Below are 23,343 nucleotides of genomic sequence, written 5' to 3' on the forward strand. Positions count from 1 at the left end.
CAAAGGATTAGGATGAGTTTATCAACGACCAGTATTAAAAGACCAGTATTTACCATTGTAATCAATCTGGTACTGATCCTGTTCGGGATCATCGGGTACACCTTTCTGGGGATCCGGGAGTTTCCGTCGATCGACCCTGCAATTATATCAGTCAGAACGAGCTATTCAGGTGCCAACCCCGATATTATAGAATCGCAGATTACCGAACCAATCGAAAAGGCAATCAACTCAATCGATGGTATCCGTACAATTACCTCTTCGAGTAATCAAGGGTCAAGTAATATATCGATTGAATTCAATCTCGACAAGAATCTTGAAGAAGCGGCTAACGATGTAAGAGATAAAGTTTCCCAGGCTTCCAGAAGTTTGCCTCAGGATATAGACGCTCCTCCTGTAGTATCAAAAGCCGACGCCGACTCGGAGCCGATCATCACCATGACGGCGCAGAGCAGCAAGCGCGATCAGCTTGCGTTAAGTGATTATGCAGAGAATGTCATTTCCCAGCGCATACAAACCATTCCGGGAGTAAGTAGTGTCCAGATCTGGGGACAGAAGCGCTATGCGATGCGATTGTGGATAGACCCGATGAAACTTGCTTCATTCGGACTAACTGTTGCTGATGTAAGGACAGCTTTGACCCGGGAAAACGTGGAGCTTCCTTCAGGTAAGCTCACCGGAGATAATACGGAAATAGGTGTCAAAACCTTGGGCAACCTGTCCAGTCCCGAGCAATTCAATAACCTGATCATCAAAACAAACGGCGATAAGATCATTCGCCTGAGCGATATCGGAAGCGCCGTTCTCGGTCCCGAAAATCCCGAAACCGAGATGACGCAATCGGGAGAACCCATGGTTGGCCTGGCAGTAGTTCCTCAGCCTGGAACCAACTATCTTGAGATCGCCAATGCTTTTTATGAAAGGTTTGAACAGCTTAAAAACGAACTTCCAGAAGATATCAAGCTGGATATTGCCGTAGATAATACACTGTTTATCAAAAAGTCGGTTATCGAGGTAGCTGAAACCATTCTCATAGCCCTGGTCCTGGTAATTCTGATCATTTACCTGTTCTTCAGAGACTGGAGTATAGCCATCCGGCCGCTGATCGATATTCCGGTATCCCTCATCGCCACATTCTTCATCATGTATCTGATGGGCTTCTCAGTGAATGTCCTTACTCTTTTGGCAATTGTTTTAGCCACGGGACTAGTAGTCGATGACGGGATTGTAGTGACCGAAAATATCTTCAAGAAAGTAGAAGAAGGAATGTCCCCGATAGAAGCGGCGATTAAGGGCTCTAACGAAATCTTCATGGCGGTCGTTTCCATTTCCGTCACCCTGGCTGCAGTGTTCCTGCCTGTTATTTTCATGGAAGGGTTCGTCGGACGACTGTTCCGCGAGTTCGGCGTGGTCATCGGGGCAGCGGTATTGATCTCAGCCTTTGTATCCTTAACGCTTACGCCTATGCTTAATGCTTACCTCATGAAAGGAGGCAAGCAGAAAAAGTCGCGTTTCTATAACCTGACTGAACCATACTTCGTCAAGATGAACACCGGATATGCAAACGCCCTATCCTCCTTTATGAAGAGGAAATGGTTAAGTTTCCCCATTCTCCTTGTGTGCGTAGGACTGATCGCGTTATTCTATACCATCATTCAGAAAGAAACCGCTCCTTATGACGATAGAAGCTATTTAAGAACAGTAGTAAGTGCTCCTGAGGGCGCGTCCTTTGACTATATGGACCGCTACATGAAAGAACTTACCCAGCTGGTCAATGATTCCATACCAGAAAAGAAAGTGAATCTGGTGATGACCTCTCCCGGCTTCGGATCGTCATCAATCAACAGCGGCCGGATGATCATAAACCTGGTGCAGCCCGACGAAAGAGAACGAAGCCAGCAAGAAATAGCACAAAAGCTTACCCAGCTCACAAGGAACTTCAGCGAGGGTAAGACCATGGTTACTGAGCAGCCAACTATTTCTGTAAACAAGCGAGGCGGTCTTCCCATTCAGTATATCATCCAGGCCCCTAACTTTGATCAGCTGGAAGAAAAGGTTCCGCAGTTTCTGGACATGGCATCCCAGGATCCCACATTCACGACAACAGACGTCAATCTCAAATTTAATAAGCCCGAAATCAGTATTACTATAGACCGCGAAAAGGCGCAAAGCTTAGGCGTATCTGTCCTTGACGTTGCTCAAACCTTGCAATTATCCTTAAGCGGACAGCGTTTTGCATATTTCTTAATGAACGGCAGACAATATCAGGTAATCGGACAGTTCGAAAAAGCGGACCGCGAGGCACCGATAGATCTCACCTCCATATACGTAAAGAGCAATACCGGACAACTTATTCAGATGGATAACCTGGTAACATTAAAGGAATTGAGCAGTCCGCCTCAGCTATATCACCATAACCGCTATTTATCCGCAACAATCTCTGCAGGCTTGGCTCCTGGCAAGAGTATTGGAGATGGAATAGAAGCGATGGACAGAATTAAGGAAAAGATCCTGGATGATAGCTTCTCGACTGACCTTGGAGGCGAATCACGGGACTTTGTAGAAAGCGGATCCAACACCGTATTTGCCTTCGGACTGGCACTACTACTAATTTATCTGATCCTCGCTGCGCAGTTTGAGAGCTTCGTCGACCCACTCATTATCATCTTAACTGTTCCGATGGCTGTTGCCGGAGCCTTGCTATCACTATGGCTATGTGGTCAAACCTGGAATATCTTCAGTCAGATAGGCACCATCATGTTGATTGGGCTCGTCACCAAGAACGGAATCCTGATTGTCGAGTTCGCCAACCATCTCCGGCAGGAGGGCAGGACGAAAATTGAAGCCATTCTTGAAGCATCAGAGGCAAGGCTCAGACCTATTTTGATGACAAGTCTCGCTATCGCACTCGGTGCTTTACCAATTGCAATGGCGATGGGTGCAGCAGCAAAGAGCCGTATGGGGATGGGAATCGTAATCGTCGGAGGTACCATATTCTCATTGGCCTTAACACTATTCGTCATCCCGGCAATCTATGCCATGTGGTCACGAGACAGAAGATCCAACAAACAACTGGAAGAGATCGATGCACTCGAAAAGAAAGAAGCAGTCGAGCTTAATTACGAGCACTAATGAAATCTAAACTTATATGTATTCTTAGCCTGATCTTTAGTATCGCAAATATTCAGGCTCAGGAGGTTCTAACCCTCGAAAGCGCAATCCGTATATCACTGGAAAATAATTACAATATCAGGATCACCAGGAACCAGACAGAAATTGATCGCAACAACGTGAGCCTCGCTAACGCCGGGATACTACCGGTCGTTGGTGCAGATTTAGTTAATAACAGATCCATACAAGAAACGCGTCAAACGCAGGCGGACGGCTCGGTCAGAGAAGTAAAAGACGCCAGGAACTCCAACCTCAATTACGGTATAGGCCTGGACTGGACAATCTTCGACGGCTTTGCCATGTTTGCCAACTACGACAGGTTGAAAGAACTTCAAAAACTTGGAGAGACGAATATGAAGGCGACTATCCTGAACACCGTATCGGACGTGGTCAATAACTACTATTACCTTATCCGCCTTCAGAAAGAAACAGACGCGACGGATACGGCAGTAGCCATATCCAGGCTCCGCTTGAACACCGCTGAAAACCGATACAAGATTGGAAAAGCGGCTAAGCTTGAGGTACTTAATGCTACAGTAGACCTAAATACCGACACCACTAACCTTCTGAGACTAAGGGACATGGTAAGAGCACGGAAAATAATTTTGAATGAACTTCTTGCCCGTGATGTCAACACTGACTTTGCTATTCGTGATTCAATTGTAACAGACCCATCACTTAAGTTCGATCAGCTGCTCAACCTAAGCTCACAACAGAATCCGGTCATTCAAACCGCTTTTATCAATGAACGCATCGCCCGCTTAAACCTCAAGCAGGTCAAAGCCACCCGTTATCCAACCTTAGGCGTAAACACAGGCTATAATTTCACAAGATCACACTCAGAGCTCGGCTTTGCGCGTGACGCGAAGGGACAGGGCTTCACTTACGGACTTACCGCATCGGTCAACATCTTCAATGGCTTTCTTCAGAAGAGAAACGAAAAAAACGCCGAGATTCAGATTGAAAACGCCCAATTGGACTATAACAGACTGAAGCAAAACATAACCGCACAATTGTCCTCCGCATATCAAACTTACCTCACCAATCTACAGCTTGTCGACCTGGAAAGGAGCAATCAGAACGTGGCGAAGCAAAACATGGACATCACGCTGGCAAAGTTCCGTTTAGGAAGCGTCACTCCAGTGGAATTCAGGGAGGCCCAAAGAAACTATCTTGAAGCATCCGTAAGGTTCACAGACTCTGAGTATCAGGCGAAACAGGCCGAGATAGCACTAAAAGAGCTGGCCGGAAATCTAACATTTTGATAAAATAATTGAAACTTTTTCCTTTATATTTCGTAAATACGTCATATCTCTCACAGCAATACGGTTATGGATAACTTCAAGTATAAATCGGTATTATTAATCGACGACAGCTATGTCGACAATTTAATTAACTCGAAGATTATAGAAAGCCTCCACTTTGCCGACGAAGTTAAGATCATTAACAGTCCATTCGAAGCAATCAACTATCTTAAAGACGCTGCCCGAACCGGAGAACTACCAGACATCATTTTCCTCGATATCCGCATGCCTGCCATGAATGGCTTCGAATTCATGAACAAGCTGGAGCCAATCAAGCACTTGCTGCCTTCCAACTTAAAGATATATATGTTATCTTCGTCTCTTGACCCAAGCGACCTAAGAAAAGTAAAAGAAAACAATCTTGTCACTAATTTCATAGGTAAACCACTTACAGCTCGGGCATTGGAAGAGATATAAGATATGATTTTAGTTGCTGATAGCGGATCTTCAAAAACAGATTGGATACTTTCAATGGATGCTCAAAACACCATTGAATTCAGTACAAAAGGCATAAATCCCTACTTCAATAACGACAAAGAAATCAGCAGACTCGTAGCGCACGAACCTGAAGTGAAGAAGTATGCTGATCAAATCACCGAAGTCTACTTTTTCGGCGAAGGCTGCTCAAACCCGGACAAGCGGGAAATGGTATCCAACGGCCTTTCCAACGTATTCAAGAATGCCTTTATCAATGTCGAAAACGATGCCATTGGCTCTGCCTACGCAACCTGTGGTAGCAGCAAAGGCTTTACTTGTGTCCTGGGTTCAGGTTCCAATATCGCTTTCTTTGACGGAGAACAAGTTCACTACGGTGTGCATAGTCTGGGGTTCGTTCTTGGAAATGAGGGTTCAGGAGCATATTTCGGAAAGCAGCTGATTACGTCATTCCTTTACGAAACAATGCCTAAGGGCTTGCGCAGAGCGTTCAAAGAGGAATTTAAGGTCGACAAGGAAGTTGTGATAAAGAACGTCTACCAGAAACCTCTGCCCAATATCTACCTTTCCTCTTTTGTCCCTTTTATGGATAAGTATCGCTCAGATGAGTTTATAGAAGAACTACTCCTAAAAGGACTGGAACAGTTCATTGTTACTCACATTGTCCCCTATCCCGATTACCGAAAGTATCCCTGCCATTTTGTTGGCTCCGTAGCATGGCATTTCCGGGACGTACTGCAGATTGTTTGTGATAAACACCATGTGAAGGTCGGGAAAGTTCTCCAGAGACCAATAGGAGAGCTTTTGAAGTATATCCAGCAAGAAGGAGTGAAAGCCTAAATGAGGATGTCACTTTAAAAATCCTGATACTTATTTCGGAAGGATGCCTTCAATCCAAAGGCAACAAACTGCTGTTTATCATTAATCTGATCATTGCTTTCTTTTCTATAGGTATAGCCTAGCTCTAATCTTAAGTTATTTTTCGGATTAAGCAAATACGCCAGGTTTGTATTAGCATAAAAAAGCTTGGTCTTCAACCCATGACCGATCTCTACCCCATAGTCGTCAATACGCGTAGTATAATCCAGGTATATATTCTTACCGTAATTTAGATCATTTATATCAAGGCCATAAGTAGATACATTGGTCTGTACCTTAGCTTGCCAGCGATTATATCTATAACTGAAAACAGCAAGATACTCCCGGAAATTCGCGCCAAAAGGATGCGCCAAAGGCTCATTGAAATGCCCGTAGTTCTTTATACGCTGACTTGCGGAATAGGTATAAGGTCGCGCCGCATTATACTCGACAGTCGCATTTAAGTTTGAAACCTTAAACAGATCAAACGCCCGTAGCCCTATTTGCGCACCATGCTTGTTCGCCCAGTAGCCGTCTCCAGCAAATACCTCTTTTAGGGTAAACTCATTTATGGCAATCTGCCCGTAAGCAACGTAGTTCTTACTTAGCTTATAGCTACCATTTAGACCAAGCAAAAGCTTGTCAGGAGAGCCGTTATTATACTGAGTGGGCAACAGGAATAGCAAAGGAACCGCATAGCTTAGCTCAGCACCCCTAGGAGCCCACATGACATTCTCAAACAACCCCAAGCTTAAGCGATCATTAACATTCCAGTCCAGGTAGTGAAAAACACCGTACTTCCTGTCATAGGGCGTCTCATCATCGAAAGGAATATCATACAAGTCCTGAAACTGCGCCCACATGGCGGTATACTGAACACGGCCCAAAGTACCCGTAACTTTCAAATAAGGATAGTTAAAGGCATAATCGGATAACAGCAGAGACCGGTAGCCGTTACCTATGAAGTTCTTTCCGTAACCCAGTTGAACGTTGATATATTTTGAAGGAGTGTAAGATAGGTTGGCCGTCGAATTAGAGTAATCAAATCCGTCATCTCCATAGAGCTTCGCATGTCCCTGACCAGGAATCACCTTGGTTCTTCTTACGTATGCGTCGTAGTACTCTGGATATACTCCCTGATTTTCACTGATCGACGCACTAAAAGAGAATTTCGATCCAACGCGCCCCCCCACCTCGAGTTCTCGTGTATTGTTCCAGATAGTACGACCACCTTGTTTTCCAACCCACATATCCGGTAAAAAGTCAAAATTTACCTCAAACTCGTCAGTCTTGACTTCAACAAGATGCTCTGTGAAAATCTTACGAAAGATCCAATTCTTACTATGCCATTCACTAACAGGAAGTTCCCTGATCGTAAGAGAATCCACCCTGGCGCCTTGCATAACGATTGGCTGCATTGCTGTATGGACTGACTTATCACTCAACCGGTAAAGACTATGGTTAGGATTGGTGTTTGATATCGGAAGAAGTGTAGATTGTGCAAACCCGACATTTACAAAAAGGCACAGTATTAGAGTTGATATAAATCTGAACATCAATTCACGCATTAGTTCTTGGACACTTTATCAAGTATCTTCTCAGCAAATGTCTTGCTATCGTCCTCAACTTTAGCTATCATTGGCAGTTTGACAGATTCATTAAATTGAGGAGACTCATCTAAAAGCTCCTCTTTCAAGCTGATTTTTCTGCTAAATAGGTAGATAGAAAGCGCTGTATTGAGAAGAATAATCATAAATATCAAAATCCCAACCAATTGGTTACTACCTACGCTTTGGAAAACTAATGCCGTAGCAATGAATATAGCAGCCACCACAGAAAGAACTGCAGTCGCCTGCATGTGTGTCAATCCCAAAGCAAGCATTCTATGGTGCAAATGATTTCTATCGGCCTTAAAAGGCGATTGATTATTCACAATACGGATCGCAAATACTCTTAGTGTATCAAAAAGAGGTAAGATCACAATAGCCATAGCTAATGCCGGTGCAGATGTTATGGAAGTAAAACCGAGATCGATAATATTTCCAGATGAAGTATTTATAAATTGAATACTTAATACAGCAGCCAAAAACCCAACCATGAGGGAGCCGCAATCTCCCATGAAAATTCTCGCAGGAGATATGTTATGAATAAGGAAACCAGTAAGCGATCCAGCCAAAGCCAGACAGACGGAAGTCCATCCTAACTCTCCCGCGATGAAAAAGAGATACGCATAAACCAGTGAAAAAATTAACCCTAATGTTCCGGAAAGCCCATCTATTCCATCTATTAAATTATATGCGTTTACAACCCCAACAATGGTTAAAACGCTAAGGGCTATACTAAATGGATAACTTAACTCATAAACTCCCATGAAGCCACCAAGATCCATCAGTCTGACATCTGCCATAATTGTGATAATAAAAGCAGCTATAAACTGGGCTATAAATTTTTTCATAGGGTCAACTCCTATTATATCATCTTTCAGACCTATCATAAAAATGACGATTCCACCACTCAATAGATAGTTCGCCACTTTGAGAGTTGATAGATCAATAAAAATTGCTAGGGAAAAAAGAAATCCTGAAAATATAGCTAAACCACCCAAATTCGGAACAATTCTCTTATGGATTTTTCTATCTTCTGAAGGTGCATCGAAGAGACGCTTGCGTATTGCTATTGTTATCAATGGGGAAATCGATAAGGCAACAGATATAAGGCTTGTGATATAGATAAGAAGATTTGTTTTCATACAAATGAAAATGATTGCGCGGGTGATTTTATGGAAATAGATGAATAATTATTTAATGTCTACGTGGATTTATGAACAAATGAAACATAATTTTGTTTAAATTGTTATAAATCCACGTAGACATTAACTTTCCTATGAAACGATCTTGCAAAGATAGTGATTGCGAGGAAAACTTGTCCATCTGGGAACTACTTTTTGATAACCTCGACCATTCTTTCGATTTGGATTGATGACAATTTTTGGCTCTATATGTAGTTTTCTTCTAACATGGAATATAATTTTGTCTTATAGTTTTCCCACGTATATAGCTCCATCATAAGCTTCTTTGCGTTCTCACCAATATGTTCATAGCCGGCCCGATCATTCATAACCTGTGTTATATGGGCTTTCATTAATTCCGGTGTATCTGCAAGTAAATAATGTATTCCTTCAATGGCTCCTTGTATTGGCGAGGCGGCTTTAGTTGTTAAGAGATTAACCTTTCCTAAGGCCATCGACTCCAATATCTTATTCTGTATGCCCCCCCCAGTCTGCATTGGAGATACAACAAGAGCACATGAATTCAGCACTCTATAAGGATCGTCCAAATATCCTGTCACATGTATGTTAGCAAATTTCGATTGAAGTGACAGTACTTTTTCGACCGGGTTGCTTCCAATAATATAGAAGGACATTTCAGGAAGCTCCCCTAACACATGATTTACAAACCATAGGACAGCATCAATGTTCGGTTGGTAGTCCATCTTGCCAAAGAACGCAACGGAGTTCATGTACTGATCCTCTTTATAAACATATGAGAATAAAGCATTATTTACTCCATTAGGAATCCAGCGTGTAGAACCAAATTTCGAATAATACTTACATTCATCATAGTTCACAAAGAATGTGTTTCTAAGAGACTTGACACACTCCTTCTCATATGTTAATAATCTTTTGATTTCTATTCGATAGATTAATTTCCAAAACCAAGATGAAACCTTCTTTCTGGAGGAAAGATAGTTAAGTCCTATGGAATCAACTATATCCAAAAAGATCGGTTTTGAAAAACCCTCAACATATGGAACTAGTCGGACTAAGTTCACGATTGCAAAATCGACTGAACTAAACATCAGGTTTAGTTTTTGTTTCACTTCTGGAAAGTAATAGTATCGTACTTGCAACGGAGTACTAGTAAAAAAAAGAGCTGCTAACACGTTAATCGCAAACCGCATTCTTGATCTCACAAAAATCTTATAAGAGTCACAATTGCGCGTTATAAAATCGCGTGCATCAGAAGACATCCTTTCATCTGTAATTATTATTAATTGAATACTATACCTTTCCGACAACACTTTAATCATATTATAGCTCTTCAATCGATCTCCACCTATTGGAGGAAAAGGAATCCGAGAAACCAGAAGAAGACATTTTTTTTTGTTCATAACATTTGCACTAGATCATCAACTGCCTTTGAAAAAGCGTGATAGTTATATTTCTCTAATTGAAGGCGGCCATTTAGTCGTAAGCTATCTGCGAGCCGGCAATCAGATAGGACCTTCGTAATTTTTTGAGCAATATCTGCTTCAGAGTATGGATTAAAGTAGAGTGCTGCGTTACCGGCTATTTCAGGAAGACATGATGTATTGCTACATGTAATTGCACAGTCGCAACTCATTGCCTCCAACAATGGTATGCCGAACCCTTCATGAAGTGAGGGGAAAACAAAGCAAGATGCATTTTCATACAATGACTTAGCTTCCGTATCTGAGACTTTTGATAGTAGCTTTATCTTTCCCTGAAGCCCCAAATCAGAAATTTTCATATTAAAAAACTTTCTCGATTCAGAGGATGTTACGCCGAGGATTACTAGGTCGTATTTAGATCTAATTTCATTAGGAAGCAAGGAGTAAGCATTGATCAAGCTTTCGAGGTTCTTATGGGGTGCTTCACCACTGACGTTGAATATGTATTGTTTTCCAGTAGAAGGATCATTCCCTACCGTTCTTTTATATATAGGGTCAACAGTATTGGGAATCACCACTATTTTGTCCATTTCAATATTAAACTTTTCAGCAATCTGAGAGCGTGAAAAATTTGAAACTGTGATAATTAGATCGGCGTTCTTAATTACTTTCGGAACAACAAACTTGCGATAAATTCGACCAATGTTCTGCTTCAAGGAATTAGATCGTTTTAAATTTTGGAAGCTTTCCATGAAAATTAAGTCATGAACAACCAAGATCTTTTTCGCGCGAAAAGGAAAGACAATTGGCGCCGTATTGTACGGAAATATCATTACATCCTCTGGTTTCGTTCTTCGTAAAAAAAAAGGTAGAACAACTTGTTCCCAAAATATTGGATTGGTTTTTCCCAAAAATAGATACCTGACGTCGGATTTGGATGATGAGATATTTACTAAACCTACTATTCGGGAATCTGATCTCAGATGAATTTCAAGAACTAAATTCCGAACGAATTTAGCCATTCCTCTTTCTGACTTAAAAGCCAAAGATGCGTCGTAGAAGATTTTCTTCATGTTAACGTGGTTATTAATTGAGCTAAGGCTCTGCCTGTCTCTTTGTTCGAAAATCTTTCCCGTATCGTATCACGAGCATTATCTCCCACCATCTTCGCTAAATTTGGGTCGTCAATTAGTTGAATAATTGTGTCGCGAAATGATTCTAGATCTGCTGGAGGGAACAGGAACCCATTGAACCCGTGTCTAATAATTTCAGGTAAACCACCAACATTACTCGTTATTACGGGTATTTTCATCGCCATAGCCTCGCAAACAGATAACCCAAATGATTCATAATACGTAGGAAGGAAGAAAATATCAGTACTTTGGAGTACTTGTTCGGGGTTTTCAATGTATCCTTCTATACTAATGAAATCCGACTCATTAGACACCACGTAATTCTGCAGATCCTCTAATAATGGCCCGTCCCCTACGATCCGAAATCGAATATCCTTTACTTTAGATACGCTTTCAACAACTTTTACTGCTTCCAAAATTCCCTTATCTTTAACTAGCCGTCCAATAAATGTGATCGTGACTATTGAATCCGAACGACGACTTCCATCATATCTACTGATATCAATTCCATTGTAAATTATGCATCGCTTAGCTTTCCATAGTACATCATCTTTGGAGATAGCTTTCGACACATAAACAATTTTCTTACAAAAAGAATAGCTCAAATTTATACACAGATAATAAATAAGTTTCTTTAATATTCCATTCACTGAAAAGCTGCCTGTATGCTTGTAAGCGACAGCATGAGCTTTCATAAATGGCGCGAGGTATATTGCCCTATTTCCATTTAGTACTACAAGATCAACTGAGTTGGCACTAACATACCTGTTGATTTCCACAGAATTTTTTAAGAGATTTTCAGATTTAAAGAGAGACTTCCGGGTTGTACTTAACTTATTGTACAAATGAGGTGAAGCGACATAGAAATGCAGATGAGCGGTGCTCCTTAGCGCTTTCTCGATGCCAAGTAGAAATATCTCTCCGCCGCCGATAAATTTTGTACAGCTAACAAATAGTATATTCTTCATAGCTTGGTAGACGATTTTTTCAATATAAGAACATAAAATACAATAACAACAATAGAGTAAAACGGTAGTCGAAAAAGAACATTTAGATCATACGTATACCACCTGGTTACCATAAATAATGAGATTGTAAACCAGACGCAGTAATAAAGGCTTTTTCTGGACGATGAATACAAATAATTTCCAATCAGAGCCAAATATGCGCCTAAAAGTGCTGGCCCGGCCCAACTAAGCATAGCGTAAATACCTATGGACGCCAAGCCTCCTCCTCCAGCGCTAACATTGTAAATACCGGTAAAGTGAGGATATTTCCAGCTTTCATCAAATAAACCAGGGGGAATGAAACTCGTGAAAAACAAGCCAAATGACAATTTTAAGCGGGCTAAAACAGGAACAACCTCATTTTGAATTAAGAAGATTGTCCCGTTTGCCCCATAGAGGATTTCCGCTTGATTGTTTATCAAAATGTTAGAACCGGCCGTGTTATCCTCAAATATCCCTAAGCCGTTTTTAAATCGATCGATAGCGGTCAGAACAAACATACCCAGTGCCGCAAAGCAGATTATCCATTTCCAAGAAAATCGGTTTTCAAAAAAATAAAAAAAATACATCAACAAAGGGGGAACTATTAACATTCGCGTACCTCTCGACAGGGCATACAACAAAAAACTGAAGAAGATAAGATGGACTGGCAACGAACTTGTCTTTTCAGGCTTAAAGACGAACATTGCAAAAAAAAAGATGCTAAAATATACACCGATGCCTCCAATAGCGTCAAGATTGTCTCTATATAGCTCATATAAGTTTCCAATTGCAAAAAACAAATTAGAGCCTCTTGTTGTAAGAAAACAGATAATTAGGGCACAGACAATTGTATTTATTAGATAAAGCGTGTTTGATGAGAGTTTCGATTTAAGACTGGTGAATACTCCTCTCTTTATTGCACCGGAGTTGATCATCACATTAACAAATAAAATGAAAGAGACCAAAACTACTAAGTTAACTGATGCTCCTACGCCGTAATAATACGCATTTTGAAATTCAGTGTAGGGGCTTAGTTGTGCACCCGTGAACTCTAAATAGTAATGGAAGTTATAGGTGAATATATATAAAACTGCCACTAACAGCAGTTGCATGTTCCGGCAGACTAATACAGCCAAAATATTCGTACCTAAAAGGGTCCAAATGAGATAGTCCCGACTTCCAGTTAAGAAAAATAAAGTAATGGCTGCGATAGCGTTAACAAGAACACATAACTTAAAAACCTTTAGCATTCTCTCCTACACTTGTTTTAAGATCCTAATCTTGCAGAAGGCGTCTGCAAACCGTAGCCTTACAATTCCCTCAACGACCGCTCTCATAATGAGTATCCTTTTAACTTTTCGTCTTATCCTAGATCCATAACATTTCTGAAAAAAGAGCAATCTACTAGTCATTGACATTCTATATTTAGTCTTAGAAAATCCATCACTAGATCGTTGGGAGCCTCCTTCAAGATGAATGATTGTGACACTTGGTAAATAACAAAGCTTATAACCTACTGCTGCAATTCTAAATGCAAGTTCTGCCTCTTCACAATACATAAAGAAATCCTTGTCGAACATTCCGACGCTGTAGAATATATCCTTTCTTAAGAACAGATCTGCTCCTGAAATAAAGGCAACCTTTGACAAAGGCACTTTCGCGCCAGGAGAAATAGCACTCGCCAATTTAGTCGAAAAATAGACAGGAAAAATATATCTCAGTCCTAACGACCAATAAATCTCTCGGTACGTTGGAAAATTACCAAAAGATATTCCTGTTTTATGGTTCCGGTCAACCAGTCGCCCTCCACATCCTGCGATTCCTTCTTCCGAAGATCTTTCCATGAATTCATAAAACGACTTGACAGCATTTGAGGTCAGTACGGTATCGGAATTTAAAAAAAACAGATAATTCCCACTAGCTACGTTTGCTCCCGCATTATTTGCCCGGCCAAATCCAACGTTCTCTGCATTTTTTATGAAAGTTATATCATGGAATCTTGCGGGAATTGCTTCGGCTGACCCGTCAGAAGAAGAATTATCGACGACTATTACTTCTATGGTAACATCCCTAGTATAGCGGTATATAGACTCTATACAGTCCGAGGTCATCGTCAAAGTATTATAGTTAACTATTATTATCGAAACATCACACTTCATACTTGTCTAAGGCTTCTAGCTGGGGCACCCGCACAGATTGAGAATGCCGGAATACTTTTGGTAACTACTGAATTTGCACCCACAATGCTCCCTTCTCCTATTTCTATCCCTGGGAGTATAAATACGCCATCTCCTATATGAACATTCGACCGGATAATAACGGATCCTCTCGAAAATAACTCTCTTATGTTCGGAGGTACGTGTAACTCTCCCAAATTAGCTTTTCCATGTAAATGATCCGTGATTGTGACGCGAGAACCAATAAGAACGTCATCACCGATAACAACTTCATTTACACAAGCAATCCGGAAATCACTACCAACAGATACTCCTTTGCCGATTTTAACGCTCGGTCGCGGATTTGTAAGAACATCTCGGAAAACCTCAATTCTAAGGCGGGGAAGACAGCAAAAATTTTGTCCTACAGATATATATTTAGCTCCTATAATCGATACTGGCGACTTTATTGAAAAGGAGCTGTGAACCTTATCAAAGTCCGACGAAACATAGCCAGACATAATGCAATTCTGGAGTACTTTTAAATGCTTGAAGATATATTTTACGCCTGAACGTCCAAGCAGGCGTCCAAACTTGAATAGCAATATTTTAATGTAACGGTTCATCTATTCGCAATTTACATGCTTCCAATCAACGTCTCGATGCAGTTTACAGCGTAACCGTCACGGCCGACAACCGCTTGATATACCATGCATTAAGAGCTTCATTTTAATAATTTCTGTATCGACTAACTCAACATACTATACTCACGAGAGTAACTTCGCGTAATGTCTCATCTACTTCGTTTTCACAAAGATAGCATTACATCTCAAATCTTGCGTGATGTCAAAGCCTAACGTCATAGTTACACCCATTTCTTGTTCCTCAGGAGAAATGAATTTCTTAAAATACAGGTTCTTTTACGTATCTGGTTTTTGACACAAAGAATAGAGAACTTCGGAAAAAGAATGATCGCCCTGAGTCTATATCGAGATATCAAGTAATTTTTAGCCGCATTAGTAAACTGATTTTCAATTTCCAAATACAATTGGGAAAATCTTTCATAGTTGATCCGAATTTCTTTCATTCTTCGGTGACTTTCGGAGTACTTTAGAATTTCATCTAGTTCTTCAGCAAACTGCTCGGGAGAAATAACAACTTGACGTAACTTACTTCCTTCTCCCTCTCGAAATTGAGGATCTCGTACTAATCTTTTTGCATAGTCAAAAAATTCTCTTAGGTCTGTATAAGTAATCTTGAAGTTTCTATTATGGCATACAACTTCCTCAACATAGTTTGCTGGAAGATCGTCCGATGTATAAGCGAGAATCGGCTTCCCATTTACCGCGGCATATTGAGACATCAGCCCGCCTGAAAGAGGATAGGTTCCTAAATAGATGTCGCATTTAGTAAATAGCTCATTTATATCTTTTCTATGTCCCAACAAAAGCACTCGCTCTTGGTAGCCTTTTGCATCAATAAACATCTTAAAAACAGCTGGGTCTCCACTGCCGGCAAACAAAAGAACGATTTCGGGATTTTCTACCAAAAGCTGATCAAGGATGGTAAAAAACAATCCATTATCACCATAAACTTTATAAAAGCTACCTCCAGAGAAAACAATTACTTTGTCTTTTAACATTGCCCTTTCAGGGAATCCCTCGAACGGGGAGGGTTCCATTATGGGATAATAGGGAAGACGAGCTAACTGCTCATGCTTAAAAAATCTTTTACGAAGCGATATACTGTATCCATAATCCCGAAATTCGATATTCTTATGAAACAGTTTCGAACCTAACCAAAATGCATGATCAGTAAGATTGATATTTATCCATTCAATATTGGGAAAGGCATGAAAAACTGATAACGCCATGCTGCAGCCAGGAGATAAATGAAGGAGCCCCTTATCGGGATTATACTCCAGAATTCTCTGATACAAATCTTGCCCCCTGGCAATTAGGGGCATTTCAATATCCATTTCGAAAACCTCCACTTGACTTGGAAAAGCCCTTAACTCAGCTTCAATTGTTGCAGAATACTTAGAATGTTTGTTTTCGAAAACATACAAAAAGCTGTAACCGAGCTTAATCAATGCACGGATATACTGTTGAGTAAGTCCCCTGTTCTCCCAGCCGAAAGAATCATAAAACAAAATCCGTCCCGTATTAGAACGATTTGAAACTTGCTCAAACAATTTCGAGCTTATCTTTTCTATCATCTCCTCGAGGTCGGGATCGGTATACACTATGTTGAAATTGTAGGCATGTATTGCAGCAGATTCGATATGCGCGAGAGACGAGCCATATTCTTGCTTTAGAAATTTACCATTCGCCAAGCGCTTAATTTTCTCGAAGGCTTGATTTATATCGACTTCATTTATTTGCATAATCGTATGATGAAAAAAGCAATTAACACTATTCTCCCTTTTTGCTAGCGTAGCTCAAAAAGAGTAAATACTCAGTGAAATCACACTCTACCGCTCTAGTGTTTCAATCGTTTCACATCTATGTAAAAAGGAACTTCCTAAAAATGAAAAGCATCGTAAAAAAGTAGATAATGTAATTAATCATATAAGCTTGGGTCAGTCCAACAATCCCGCCCATTCTTAGAAGTCCGAGCCCCAATACCACAAAAAGAAGCGAAAAAATCATTTCGGTTACAACATAGGTCTTTGTCATTGTCTTAGCTAACATTAAGCAGGCCAGAATCCAACTTATAATTTTAAAAAAATCACCAATTAATTGATATAAGAACAAATCCTTCATGGGATTAAATTCTTGTGAAAAAACAAGGTCGATAATAAATGTCCTTAAAATAAACGTAGCAACAAGTCCGAACGACAGAAGTGGTACCAAAATCTTATAAGCATTAATTATTTCTCGCCTAAGTATTGTTACATCTGAAATCTCTGACAGTCTAGGTAAATAATACACACTGAACGATGTCGTTATGATCATAAGATACATGTTTGAAAGTCGATTCATTCCTTCCCACAATCCAGCCTGCGCACCCGAAATCTGCGTTATAGCATGTTCCCTCAAGATCATTTGTGAAACAGGGATTGTTGCAGCCGTCACTAGAGTCATCAACGAATATCTAAGGTATTTCTTAGCTATCGATCTATCAAATCGAACTCTTAGCATCTTGAAGTTCACACGATTGTCATTACGTATCAAGAACACTGTTACTAGAAGCATGACACTTTGGTAAGTTACAGCACTAATCAAAGCACCCTTGATTCCCCAAATTACCACCAGGGTAATTGAAAATCCTAGCCCTAGAATGCTATCAGAAATACTTATCGTAACAAACTTCTTAAAATCTTTAAATCCATTGACTACGGAAAGGAGGGTTGTATTAAGTCCATAGAATAATATGGTACATCCAAACACCACGAAGATAAAAGCATAAGCTTCATCATGTAACAACTCTCTGCTCAACACGGAGTTGAAAGCGATAAGAAAAATTCCAGCCATAAGAGAGCATACTAAAACTATTTGTATTGCTACTCCTGTGTATTTTCTTACCTTCTCTTCATCTACATTGTTGAACTCGGAAATGAACTTAGTTACGCCGTTATTAATTCCCCCAGAAGCAAGCATTAACATTATAGTTGCGAAATTATTCAGCTGTCCAAGGGTCGCTAGACCAGAGGGACCAACCATAATGGCGATTACCTTAACTGATACAAACCCTGTAAGCATCCTTACAAAGGTTGATAGCGCCGTGCTAGAGAACACTTTAATTATTTCTACGTTCCGAGCTGCTTTAACAATCGACCGAATGCTATTAATCAATGCGCCAGTTATTTAGAATATCTACGACTCTAATATAGTCTTCCTCACGAAGGACTGGGCTGATGGGAAGACTTAACTCCTCATTGTGAATTTTCTCCGTTATTGGATATTGCCCAATAAACGTCGAGTTATAACAACCCTGCTTATGAGGTGGAATTGGGTAATGAATGATAGTTTGAATACCATTTTCAGTCAAATATGTCTGTAATTCGTCTCTGCTCGGAGTAAATACAGGAAATAGATGAAATACATGGGAAGCCCAATCTTTAATAGTAGGCACCTTGATTCCAGGATTTCTTATATTTTCAACATAATAGCGAGCAACTGCCTTTCTCTTTTTTGTGTCTGCATTCAGATACCTTAATTTGACATCTAATACTGCAGCCTGAATTTCGTCCAACCTGCTGTTTAAACCCCGATATTCGAATACATACTTCTTTGAAGAACCATAATTAGCTAGGGTACGTACCATCATGGCAAGCTCTTCATCATTGGTGGTGACTGCACCGCCATCCCCAAAGGCTCCCAAATTCTTACCGGGATAAAAGCTGTGACCTGCGGCATGCCCTAAAGATCCTGTTAACCGCCCGTTAAACTCGCATCCGTGAGCCTGCGCATTATCTTCAATTAGTTTTAAAGCGAACTTTGTACATATTTCTTCTATCTTGTCTGTATATGCGCACTGACCATACAGGTGAACTAACATAATTCCTTTAGTTCTACTCGTGACTGCATTTTCAATCAAAGAGTCATCAATTTGGAGCGTTTCCAACGAAGGTTCTACAAGAATTGGCTTTAGTCGATTGTCGGTGATCGCCAATATGGAAGCAATGTAAGTGTTAGCAGGAACAATAATTTCATCCCCCTCCTGCATTATCCCCAGTTCAATGTACGCGCGTAGAATAAGTCGCAGAGCGTCTAATCCATTTGCAACACCAACAGTGAAACGAGTCCCAATATACCTCCCATAATTATTTTCAAATTGCAAATTCTCCGTACCTTGAAGGTACCAGCCGGAATCAACTACTCTATTGATAGCTTCCTTTATTTCCTCCTCGTATTGTTGTGTTATCACTTGAAGATCTAAAAACTTAATCATTTTTCAGCTCGATTTTATAAAAGTCGTGAACCACTCCTCGGGCTCCCATCATTTCCTTTTGTTGTATTAACCCAGCATTTAAATAGCTGCCCATCCTTTCTGTTGAGATACCGAAACTATAGTACCGTTTGTGGTTAAAGACATTGGTAATTAAAAAATGGTTCAGATAATCTAGTGCACCTATAACGCGTCCTGATTCCGAATTTGCCATATACTGTGTATGCACCACATCGCCATAGTCAAAAATAACGAGTCCTGCAAGCAACGTACCCTGCTTTCTAGCCTCAAACAACCTAATATTCCCTGGAAATAATTTAACTAACATTCCTATTTCAGACACTGTATGGGTTGGTCGGGTCGAAAATTTCGCAAGAACATCTACCAAAAGGTTCCAATATTCAGTATAATCATGACTTTCATTGATTTCGATATTCTCCTTTTCACATTTTTTAACTGCTTGCCGTTTTGATTCAGAAAATCTGGGTCTACGGTTCAAATCGATAACGCTAGAAAGATCTCTACGAATAAGAACCGCCTGGTTAATAGTCAAGGCATAGAGGTCTTCTTCTGAAGGTAAAACGTTGAATATATTAGGCTTAACTTTATAAATAATACTCTCAAAGCTTTTTTCGCGATAATATCTTAATAGCTCTCGAAATATCTCCAAAGTATCCAACGCACGTAAGTCAGAGTGCATTATTAATCCACCAAAGGTAAGTCCACCGTGACTTACAATTTCTCTCCCGGACTCATTAGCCGGAAATAGGGCTACAATTTTGTTTTTCTTCTGAACTATAACTGAATGATCAACGAAACGATCCGAATGATATTCCAGGAAAGATCGGTTAAAAAGAAAAACGGAATTCTTTGCTATAGCGAGAAAACTGTTCCACTCCGATTCAAATTCCGCGCTATACCTAACGATTTTATACATCAAACCTATTTACTTTTATAAGTTTCGCTGGAGTGCCTCCAATAACGGAACCAGACGGAAAACTTTGATTTACAAATGAATTTGCAGCAACCACACAATAGTCGCCAAGCTGAACTCCGGGCATGATGACAGCATTAGCACCTATCCAGCAATGATCTCCGATTGTTACGGAATCTTTCATCAACGGATATACTCGCTGCAATATTTCACTTGCATTCGGCCCGGAATCTGCCATTATGTTTACTCCTGACGCGATAGAAACATTGCAACCAATTCTAATTTTAGCGGAAAAGCCATTTATTACGGTAAACATTCCTATGTATGTGCCTGCGCCTATTTCCAATATGTTTTTCTCAGCCCCATAAATGCTACAGAACTTTGCAATTTTCACATCAGCGGCAATATGCACATTGTTTATTGAACTTGTATCATCAATAATTACGTTTTCCTCAATCTTTAGATTTGAAACCTTCATCTTTTAAAAAGAAACCAATTAATTTGAAAATAAAAAGAATATCGTATTCGCTTAAATTTTGATGCACAGGAATAAACGCGGTATTTTCAGGATAAAACAGGCTTGCTTCAACTCCGTTATGTTGAAGAAATGTCTTCAACCTTATTTTATCAATAAACGTCGGAAGAGTAAACATAAATACGCTAGGAACCTCGCGCTTAGAAAATTTTAAACGTGGAAGTATACCTATCTCTTCAAAAAGGTGTTCGAAAAGCCTGTAATTTCGCCTTCTCTTCTCAGTCTGATCAGCAATCCCTTTACTGTAGAAGCAAATTAACTTAAATAAGTCCGATTCCCACTCCGTTAAAGGATCCCGGTCATCTGCTGTGAAATCAGAATTAAATTGCAAAATGCCCCCATACTGTATCGGAAAAAATTTCGGGACACTATAAACGGTATAATCCCCGTATGTGCCAATTTTCATTTCCGCATTGTTAGAAAGAAGACTCATAGCGCGATCTTCTATTATTGGTAGTCCAAATGTTTTTAGGAAGTCCATGTTCTTGTACACCAAGCCAAAATCATGTATAACAAGAATTACTTTTGTGTTTGACGTTATCTCTCTCGTCCAAGTACAGTACTTGTCAATGATTGAGGTCACACAGCTACTTATATATTCACCATCCGATGCGGTAAAAATAGCCACATTGTCCTTTGCTGTTAATTTATAAGACCCTACTGCAAAATCAACTGCCATTTTACCACTAGAAAAAAGCTTTATTGATGTCCCAAAAAGATGCTTAATTAAACCCAAATCAAATTCCTGTCCCTGCTTTAATAAGGCCAGATTACTTGCTATGCTCTCTGTATCAAAAGGGCTTATATTATAGTTGGGAACTCTAAATTTGTCAGGATCTATTACAACACCTTCAAAGTATTTCATAGCGATAATTTATACTCAGCATAATCTCGTATGTAGTCCCTTTCATCATAGCGCATAGAGGCCAAAACCAACAATACTGCTCCAGAAGAAAAGTTCACTAATTCTCTCCATATTCCAGGCGTAACATACAGACCGAAATTAGGCCTGTTCAAACTAACAGTCCTCTTAGCTCTTCCGTCATCTAAGATCACATCGAAACTCCCACTAGCTGCAACTATCAATTGTTGTAAATGGTAATGTGCATGCCCCCCTCTTGTTTCGCCTCCTGGCACGTCGTATAAATAATAAACACGCTTAACATCAAATGGAATATTGACATGGTTTTCAACAACAGTAATATTTCCTGCACGATTATGAATCTTATTAAGTTCTATGACATTACAGTTGAAAACGGATGGTTTAACTTTTGAAAATTTCATATTCACGTATATAATCTTCTTCTGAGTAAATTTTCGATGCTACAATAAACGCCAATGAGTTAGTTGAGAAATTTTGCATATGTCGCCAAATTCCTGCAGGCACATACAGGCCGTAATAAGAGCGATTTAAAGAGATAATTCTTTCAGATGACCCATCGTTCACTGCTATATCGAAGCTTCCGGACAGAGCGATGATAATTTCCTGATTCTCCTTATAAGAATGCCCCCCTCTAATTTCTCCTCCAGGGACGTCGTAGATCCAGTAAGACCTCCTTACCTCAAAGGGGATATGTGTTTTTTCCTCAAGAAAGGATAAATTACCCCGTTCATCGAGGATCTTTGGAAACTCAATGAATTTACATTCTTCTATTGTCATTATAAACTCTTTAAGAAATACCGCATTAACAAAAAACAAGCCGTTAAGAAACCCAAAAGCGCCCCCCCAATCACGGCCCCCTTTAGTTTTCCAAAGCTAGCTTTCTCCAGAGGATAAACAGCGTTATCTATCACCTGAATCAAAGGAGCATCCTGCAATGCACTTATCTTTGTCATCTCTAAACTCTTTACCACCTCTGCATAAATGGCAGTGTTGGCCTGCACATCTATTTGCTTTCGCTGAGAAGGAACCCGTAACATTTGCATTGCCATGTTAGGATTTGGATTAGCATCAATAGAGGATGCAGTACCGCCGATAGAAGTATTTAGGACAGCGCGAACACTGTCAGCCTGACGACGTAGAATTTGTATAGTCCCCTGCTGTTTCTTAGTCTTTGTTTCAATATAAAATCCGTTGACGTTAACTACTACTGCATCATTGAAGTTTTTAGCAAACTGCTCATCGTCTGATCTAACGTCTACTTTAATTATACTCAACTTTTTGTCCGGCTTTGCTACAGTTAAATAACTCCTATTTATATCGCTAACTATACTTCTGACGATGCTGTCGTGAGCTCGGGAAAATTTTTCTGGTGGAATATCAAACCGAAGGCCCTTGAGACTTGGTCTCTTTGCCCACACTTCTCGCATTCTATTTATTTGAATATATCGGTTAATCAGCAGATCTCTCCGTCCATCAAATGTTCCATAAGAAAGTAAGGTTTTCTGTAACATTCTGCGAGACTTGTACAGCTCAAGGAGGTTATCTCCTTGAAACAAGCCGTCATTTGCTCCTCCTCCAATACTGATACCCGCTATTGCAGCAAGTCCGGCATACTGCCCTAAACCACCTCCCGTTTTTCCTTCGTCCAACACAAATGTGCATGAAGCGGTATAGGTTGGCTTCTTAAAATAAACGTAAGTGAAACCCAAACTACCACCTATTATACCCATAAGTAAAATCACCTTCCAGTTAGAAAGAAGGTAGCTGTACCATTCTTTAACCTTTAAAATCATATCTTTCAACGAGATCTCACCACTTGAAGACGGAGGCACGTTCGTAGTATTTGTATTTAATCCCATTCTTA

Annotated in this window: 21 protein-coding genes; 4 read left to right on the forward strand and 17 right to left on the reverse strand. The window is 40.2% G+C overall.

The features are described from left to right. Positions 1-12: 12 nt before the first annotated feature. The 4 genes from B0I27_RS05660 (at position 13) to B0I27_RS05675 (ending at position 5,747) form a co-directional block, all read left to right on the forward strand. Complete coding sequence (locus tag B0I27_RS05660) at positions 13-3,129, forward strand: efflux RND transporter permease subunit (protein WP_106292257.1); 3,117 nt, start codon at positions 13-15, stop codon at positions 3,127-3,129. Then, positions 3,129-4,433 (forward strand): TolC family protein, encoded by a 1,305-nt coding sequence (locus tag B0I27_RS05665; RefSeq protein WP_106292258.1) that lies wholly within the window; start codon positions 3,129-3,131, stop codon positions 4,431-4,433. The genes B0I27_RS05660 and B0I27_RS05665 overlap by 1 nt, the downstream gene beginning before the upstream one ends. Positions 4,434-4,499: 66 nt before the next feature. Next, complete coding sequence (locus B0I27_RS05670; protein ID WP_106292259.1) at positions 4,500-4,889, forward strand: response regulator; 390 nt, start codon at positions 4,500-4,502, stop codon at positions 4,887-4,889. 3 nt (positions 4,890-4,892) lie between these two features. Continuing rightward, entirely contained in the window at positions 4,893-5,747 is an 855-nt protein-coding gene (locus tag B0I27_RS05675) for an N-acetylglucosamine kinase (RefSeq protein WP_106292260.1), read from the forward strand. A 14-nt stretch (positions 5,748-5,761) separates the two neighbouring features. On the opposite strand, the gene B0I27_RS05680 is transcribed toward B0I27_RS05675, so the two are convergent. The 17 genes from B0I27_RS05680 to B0I27_RS05760 all read right to left on the reverse strand — a co-directional run bounded on the left by B0I27_RS05680 (position 5,762) and on the right by B0I27_RS05760 (position 23,338). Beyond that, positions 5,762-7,183, reverse strand: coding sequence for a hypothetical protein (locus tag B0I27_RS05680; RefSeq protein ID WP_106292261.1), 1,422 nt, complete (start codon positions 7,181-7,183; stop codon positions 5,762-5,764). A gap of 149 nt (positions 7,184-7,332) precedes the next feature. Continuing rightward, positions 7,333-8,514: an MraY family glycosyltransferase gene (locus B0I27_RS05685; protein ID WP_106292262.1), complete on the reverse strand. Its 1,182-nt coding sequence runs from the start codon at positions 8,512-8,514 to the stop codon at positions 7,333-7,335. A 245-nt stretch (positions 8,515-8,759) separates the two neighbouring features. After that, positions 8,760-9,644, reverse strand: coding sequence for a glycosyltransferase (locus B0I27_RS05690; RefSeq protein WP_181276692.1), 885 nt, complete (start codon positions 9,642-9,644; stop codon positions 8,760-8,762). Between the two features lie 287 nt (positions 9,645-9,931). Further along, entirely contained in the window at positions 9,932-11,029 is a 1,098-nt protein-coding gene (locus tag B0I27_RS05695) for a glycosyltransferase family 4 protein (RefSeq protein WP_106292264.1), read from the reverse strand. Continuing rightward, positions 11,026-12,057: a glycosyltransferase family 4 protein gene (locus B0I27_RS05700; RefSeq protein WP_106292265.1), complete on the reverse strand. Its 1,032-nt coding sequence runs from the start codon at positions 12,055-12,057 to the stop codon at positions 11,026-11,028. Before B0I27_RS05700 ends, B0I27_RS05695 begins: the two co-directional genes overlap by 4 nt. Beyond that, the gene (locus B0I27_RS05705) at positions 12,054-13,328 is read right to left on the reverse strand and encodes a hypothetical protein (RefSeq protein ID WP_106292266.1); all 1,275 of its coding nucleotides are present in this window, start codon (positions 13,326-13,328) and stop codon (positions 12,054-12,056) included. Before B0I27_RS05705 ends, B0I27_RS05700 begins: the two co-directional genes overlap by 4 nt. Positions 13,329-13,334: 6 nt before the next feature. Further along, a complete protein-coding gene (locus tag B0I27_RS05710) occupies positions 13,335-14,237 on the reverse strand; it encodes a glycosyltransferase family 2 protein (protein ID WP_106292267.1) in 903 nt (300 codons plus the stop codon). Next, the gene (locus B0I27_RS05715) at positions 14,234-14,860 is read right to left on the reverse strand and encodes an acyltransferase (RefSeq protein ID WP_106292268.1); all 627 of its coding nucleotides are present in this window, start codon (positions 14,858-14,860) and stop codon (positions 14,234-14,236) included. The genes B0I27_RS05710 and B0I27_RS05715 overlap by 4 nt, the downstream gene beginning before the upstream one ends. Before the next feature lie 239 nt (positions 14,861-15,099). Next, positions 15,100-16,620, reverse strand: coding sequence for a glycosyltransferase family protein (locus B0I27_RS05720; RefSeq protein ID WP_106292269.1), 1,521 nt, complete (start codon positions 16,618-16,620; stop codon positions 15,100-15,102). Positions 16,621-16,738: 118 nt separating this feature from the next. Then, the gene (locus tag B0I27_RS05725) at positions 16,739-17,974 is read right to left on the reverse strand and encodes an O-antigen translocase (protein WP_281260334.1); all 1,236 of its coding nucleotides are present in this window, start codon (positions 17,972-17,974) and stop codon (positions 16,739-16,741) included. A gap of 49 nt (positions 17,975-18,023) precedes the next feature. After that, positions 18,024-19,130: a DegT/DnrJ/EryC1/StrS family aminotransferase gene (locus B0I27_RS05730; protein ID WP_106292271.1), complete on the reverse strand. Its 1,107-nt coding sequence runs from the start codon at positions 19,128-19,130 to the stop codon at positions 18,024-18,026. Next, positions 19,123-20,064, reverse strand: coding sequence for a GNAT family protein (locus B0I27_RS05735; protein WP_106292272.1), 942 nt, complete (start codon positions 20,062-20,064; stop codon positions 19,123-19,125). The genes B0I27_RS05730 and B0I27_RS05735 overlap by 8 nt, the downstream gene beginning before the upstream one ends. Next, positions 20,057-20,539 carry an acyltransferase gene (locus B0I27_RS05740; RefSeq protein ID WP_106292273.1) on the reverse strand — a complete coding sequence of 161 codons (483 nt, stop codon included), beginning with the start codon at positions 20,537-20,539 and terminating at the stop codon, positions 20,057-20,059. Before B0I27_RS05740 ends, B0I27_RS05735 begins: the two co-directional genes overlap by 8 nt. Beyond that, on the reverse strand, positions 20,514-21,461 hold the full coding sequence (locus tag B0I27_RS05745) for a DegT/DnrJ/EryC1/StrS family aminotransferase (RefSeq protein WP_106292274.1): 948 nt from the start codon (positions 21,459-21,461) through the stop codon (positions 20,514-20,516). Before B0I27_RS05745 ends, B0I27_RS05740 begins: the two co-directional genes overlap by 26 nt. Then, the gene (locus B0I27_RS05750) at positions 21,458-21,880 is read right to left on the reverse strand and encodes a sugar 3,4-ketoisomerase (RefSeq protein WP_106292275.1); all 423 of its coding nucleotides are present in this window, start codon (positions 21,878-21,880) and stop codon (positions 21,458-21,460) included. Before B0I27_RS05750 ends, B0I27_RS05745 begins: the two co-directional genes overlap by 4 nt. After that, complete coding sequence (locus B0I27_RS05755; RefSeq protein ID WP_106292276.1) at positions 21,861-22,256, reverse strand: sugar 3,4-ketoisomerase; 396 nt, start codon at positions 22,254-22,256, stop codon at positions 21,861-21,863. Before B0I27_RS05755 ends, B0I27_RS05750 begins: the two co-directional genes overlap by 20 nt. Next, positions 22,256-23,338, reverse strand: coding sequence for a GumC domain-containing protein (locus tag B0I27_RS05760; protein WP_106292277.1), 1,083 nt, complete (start codon positions 23,336-23,338; stop codon positions 22,256-22,258). The genes B0I27_RS05755 and B0I27_RS05760 overlap by 1 nt, the downstream gene beginning before the upstream one ends. Positions 23,339-23,343: the final 5 nt, after the last annotated feature.

The sequence above is a fragment of the Arcticibacter pallidicorallinus genome (assembly GCF_003002875.1).
Classification (GTDB): domain Bacteria; phylum Bacteroidota; class Bacteroidia; order Sphingobacteriales; family Sphingobacteriaceae; genus Arcticibacter; species Arcticibacter pallidicorallinus.

Bases quoted from the DNA above. Each gene is read 5' to 3' on its own strand.
- B0I27_RS05730 (WP_106292271.1), bottom strand. From the start codon at position 19,130: ATGATTAAGTTTTTAGATCTTCAAGTGATAACACAACAATACGAGGAG.
- B0I27_RS05680 (WP_106292261.1), bottom strand. From the start codon at position 7,183: ATGCAGCCAATCGTTATGCAAGGCGCCAGGGTGGATTCTCTTACGATC.
- B0I27_RS05660 (WP_106292257.1), top strand. From the start codon at position 13: ATGAGTTTATCAACGACCAGTATTAAAAGACCAGTATTTACCATTGTA.
- B0I27_RS05715 (WP_106292268.1), bottom strand. From the start codon at position 14,860: ATGAACCGTTACATTAAAATATTGCTATTCAAGTTTGGACGCCTGCTT.
- B0I27_RS05745 (WP_106292274.1), bottom strand. From the start codon at position 21,461: ATGAAATACTTTGAAGGTGTTGTAATAGATCCTGACAAATTTAGAGTT.
- B0I27_RS05720 (WP_106292269.1), bottom strand. From the start codon at position 16,620: ATGCAAATAAATGAAGTCGATATAAATCAAGCCTTCGAGAAAATTAAG.
- B0I27_RS05675 (WP_106292260.1), top strand. From the start codon at position 4,893: ATGATTTTAGTTGCTGATAGCGGATCTTCAAAAACAGATTGGATACTT.
- B0I27_RS05710 (WP_106292267.1), bottom strand. From the start codon at position 14,237: ATGAAGTGTGATGTTTCGATAATAATAGTTAACTATAATACTTTGACG.
- B0I27_RS05760 (WP_106292277.1), bottom strand. From the start codon at position 23,338: ATGGGATTAAATACAAATACTACGAACGTGCCTCCGTCTTCAAGTGGT.
- B0I27_RS05705 (WP_106292266.1), bottom strand. From the start codon at position 13,328: ATGCTAAAGGTTTTTAAGTTATGTGTTCTTGTTAACGCTATCGCAGCC.
- B0I27_RS05740 (WP_106292273.1), bottom strand. From the start codon at position 20,539: ATGAAGGTTTCAAATCTAAAGATTGAGGAAAACGTAATTATTGATGAT.
- B0I27_RS05665 (WP_106292258.1), top strand. From the start codon at position 3,129: ATGAAATCTAAACTTATATGTATTCTTAGCCTGATCTTTAGTATCGCA.
- B0I27_RS05695 (WP_106292264.1), bottom strand. From the start codon at position 11,029: ATGAAGAAAATCTTCTACGACGCATCTTTGGCTTTTAAGTCAGAAAGA.
- B0I27_RS05700 (WP_106292265.1), bottom strand. From the start codon at position 12,057: ATGAAGAATATACTATTTGTTAGCTGTACAAAATTTATCGGCGGCGGA.
- B0I27_RS05670 (WP_106292259.1), top strand. From the start codon at position 4,500: ATGGATAACTTCAAGTATAAATCGGTATTATTAATCGACGACAGCTAT.
- B0I27_RS05755 (WP_106292276.1), bottom strand. From the start codon at position 22,256: ATGACAATAGAAGAATGTAAATTCATTGAGTTTCCAAAGATCCTCGAT.
- B0I27_RS05735 (WP_106292272.1), bottom strand. From the start codon at position 20,064: ATGTATAAAATCGTTAGGTATAGCGCGGAATTTGAATCGGAGTGGAAC.
- B0I27_RS05685 (WP_106292262.1), bottom strand. From the start codon at position 8,514: ATGAAAACAAATCTTCTTATCTATATCACAAGCCTTATATCTGTTGCC.
- B0I27_RS05750 (WP_106292275.1), bottom strand. From the start codon at position 21,880: ATGAAATTTTCAAAAGTTAAACCATCCGTTTTCAACTGTAATGTCATA.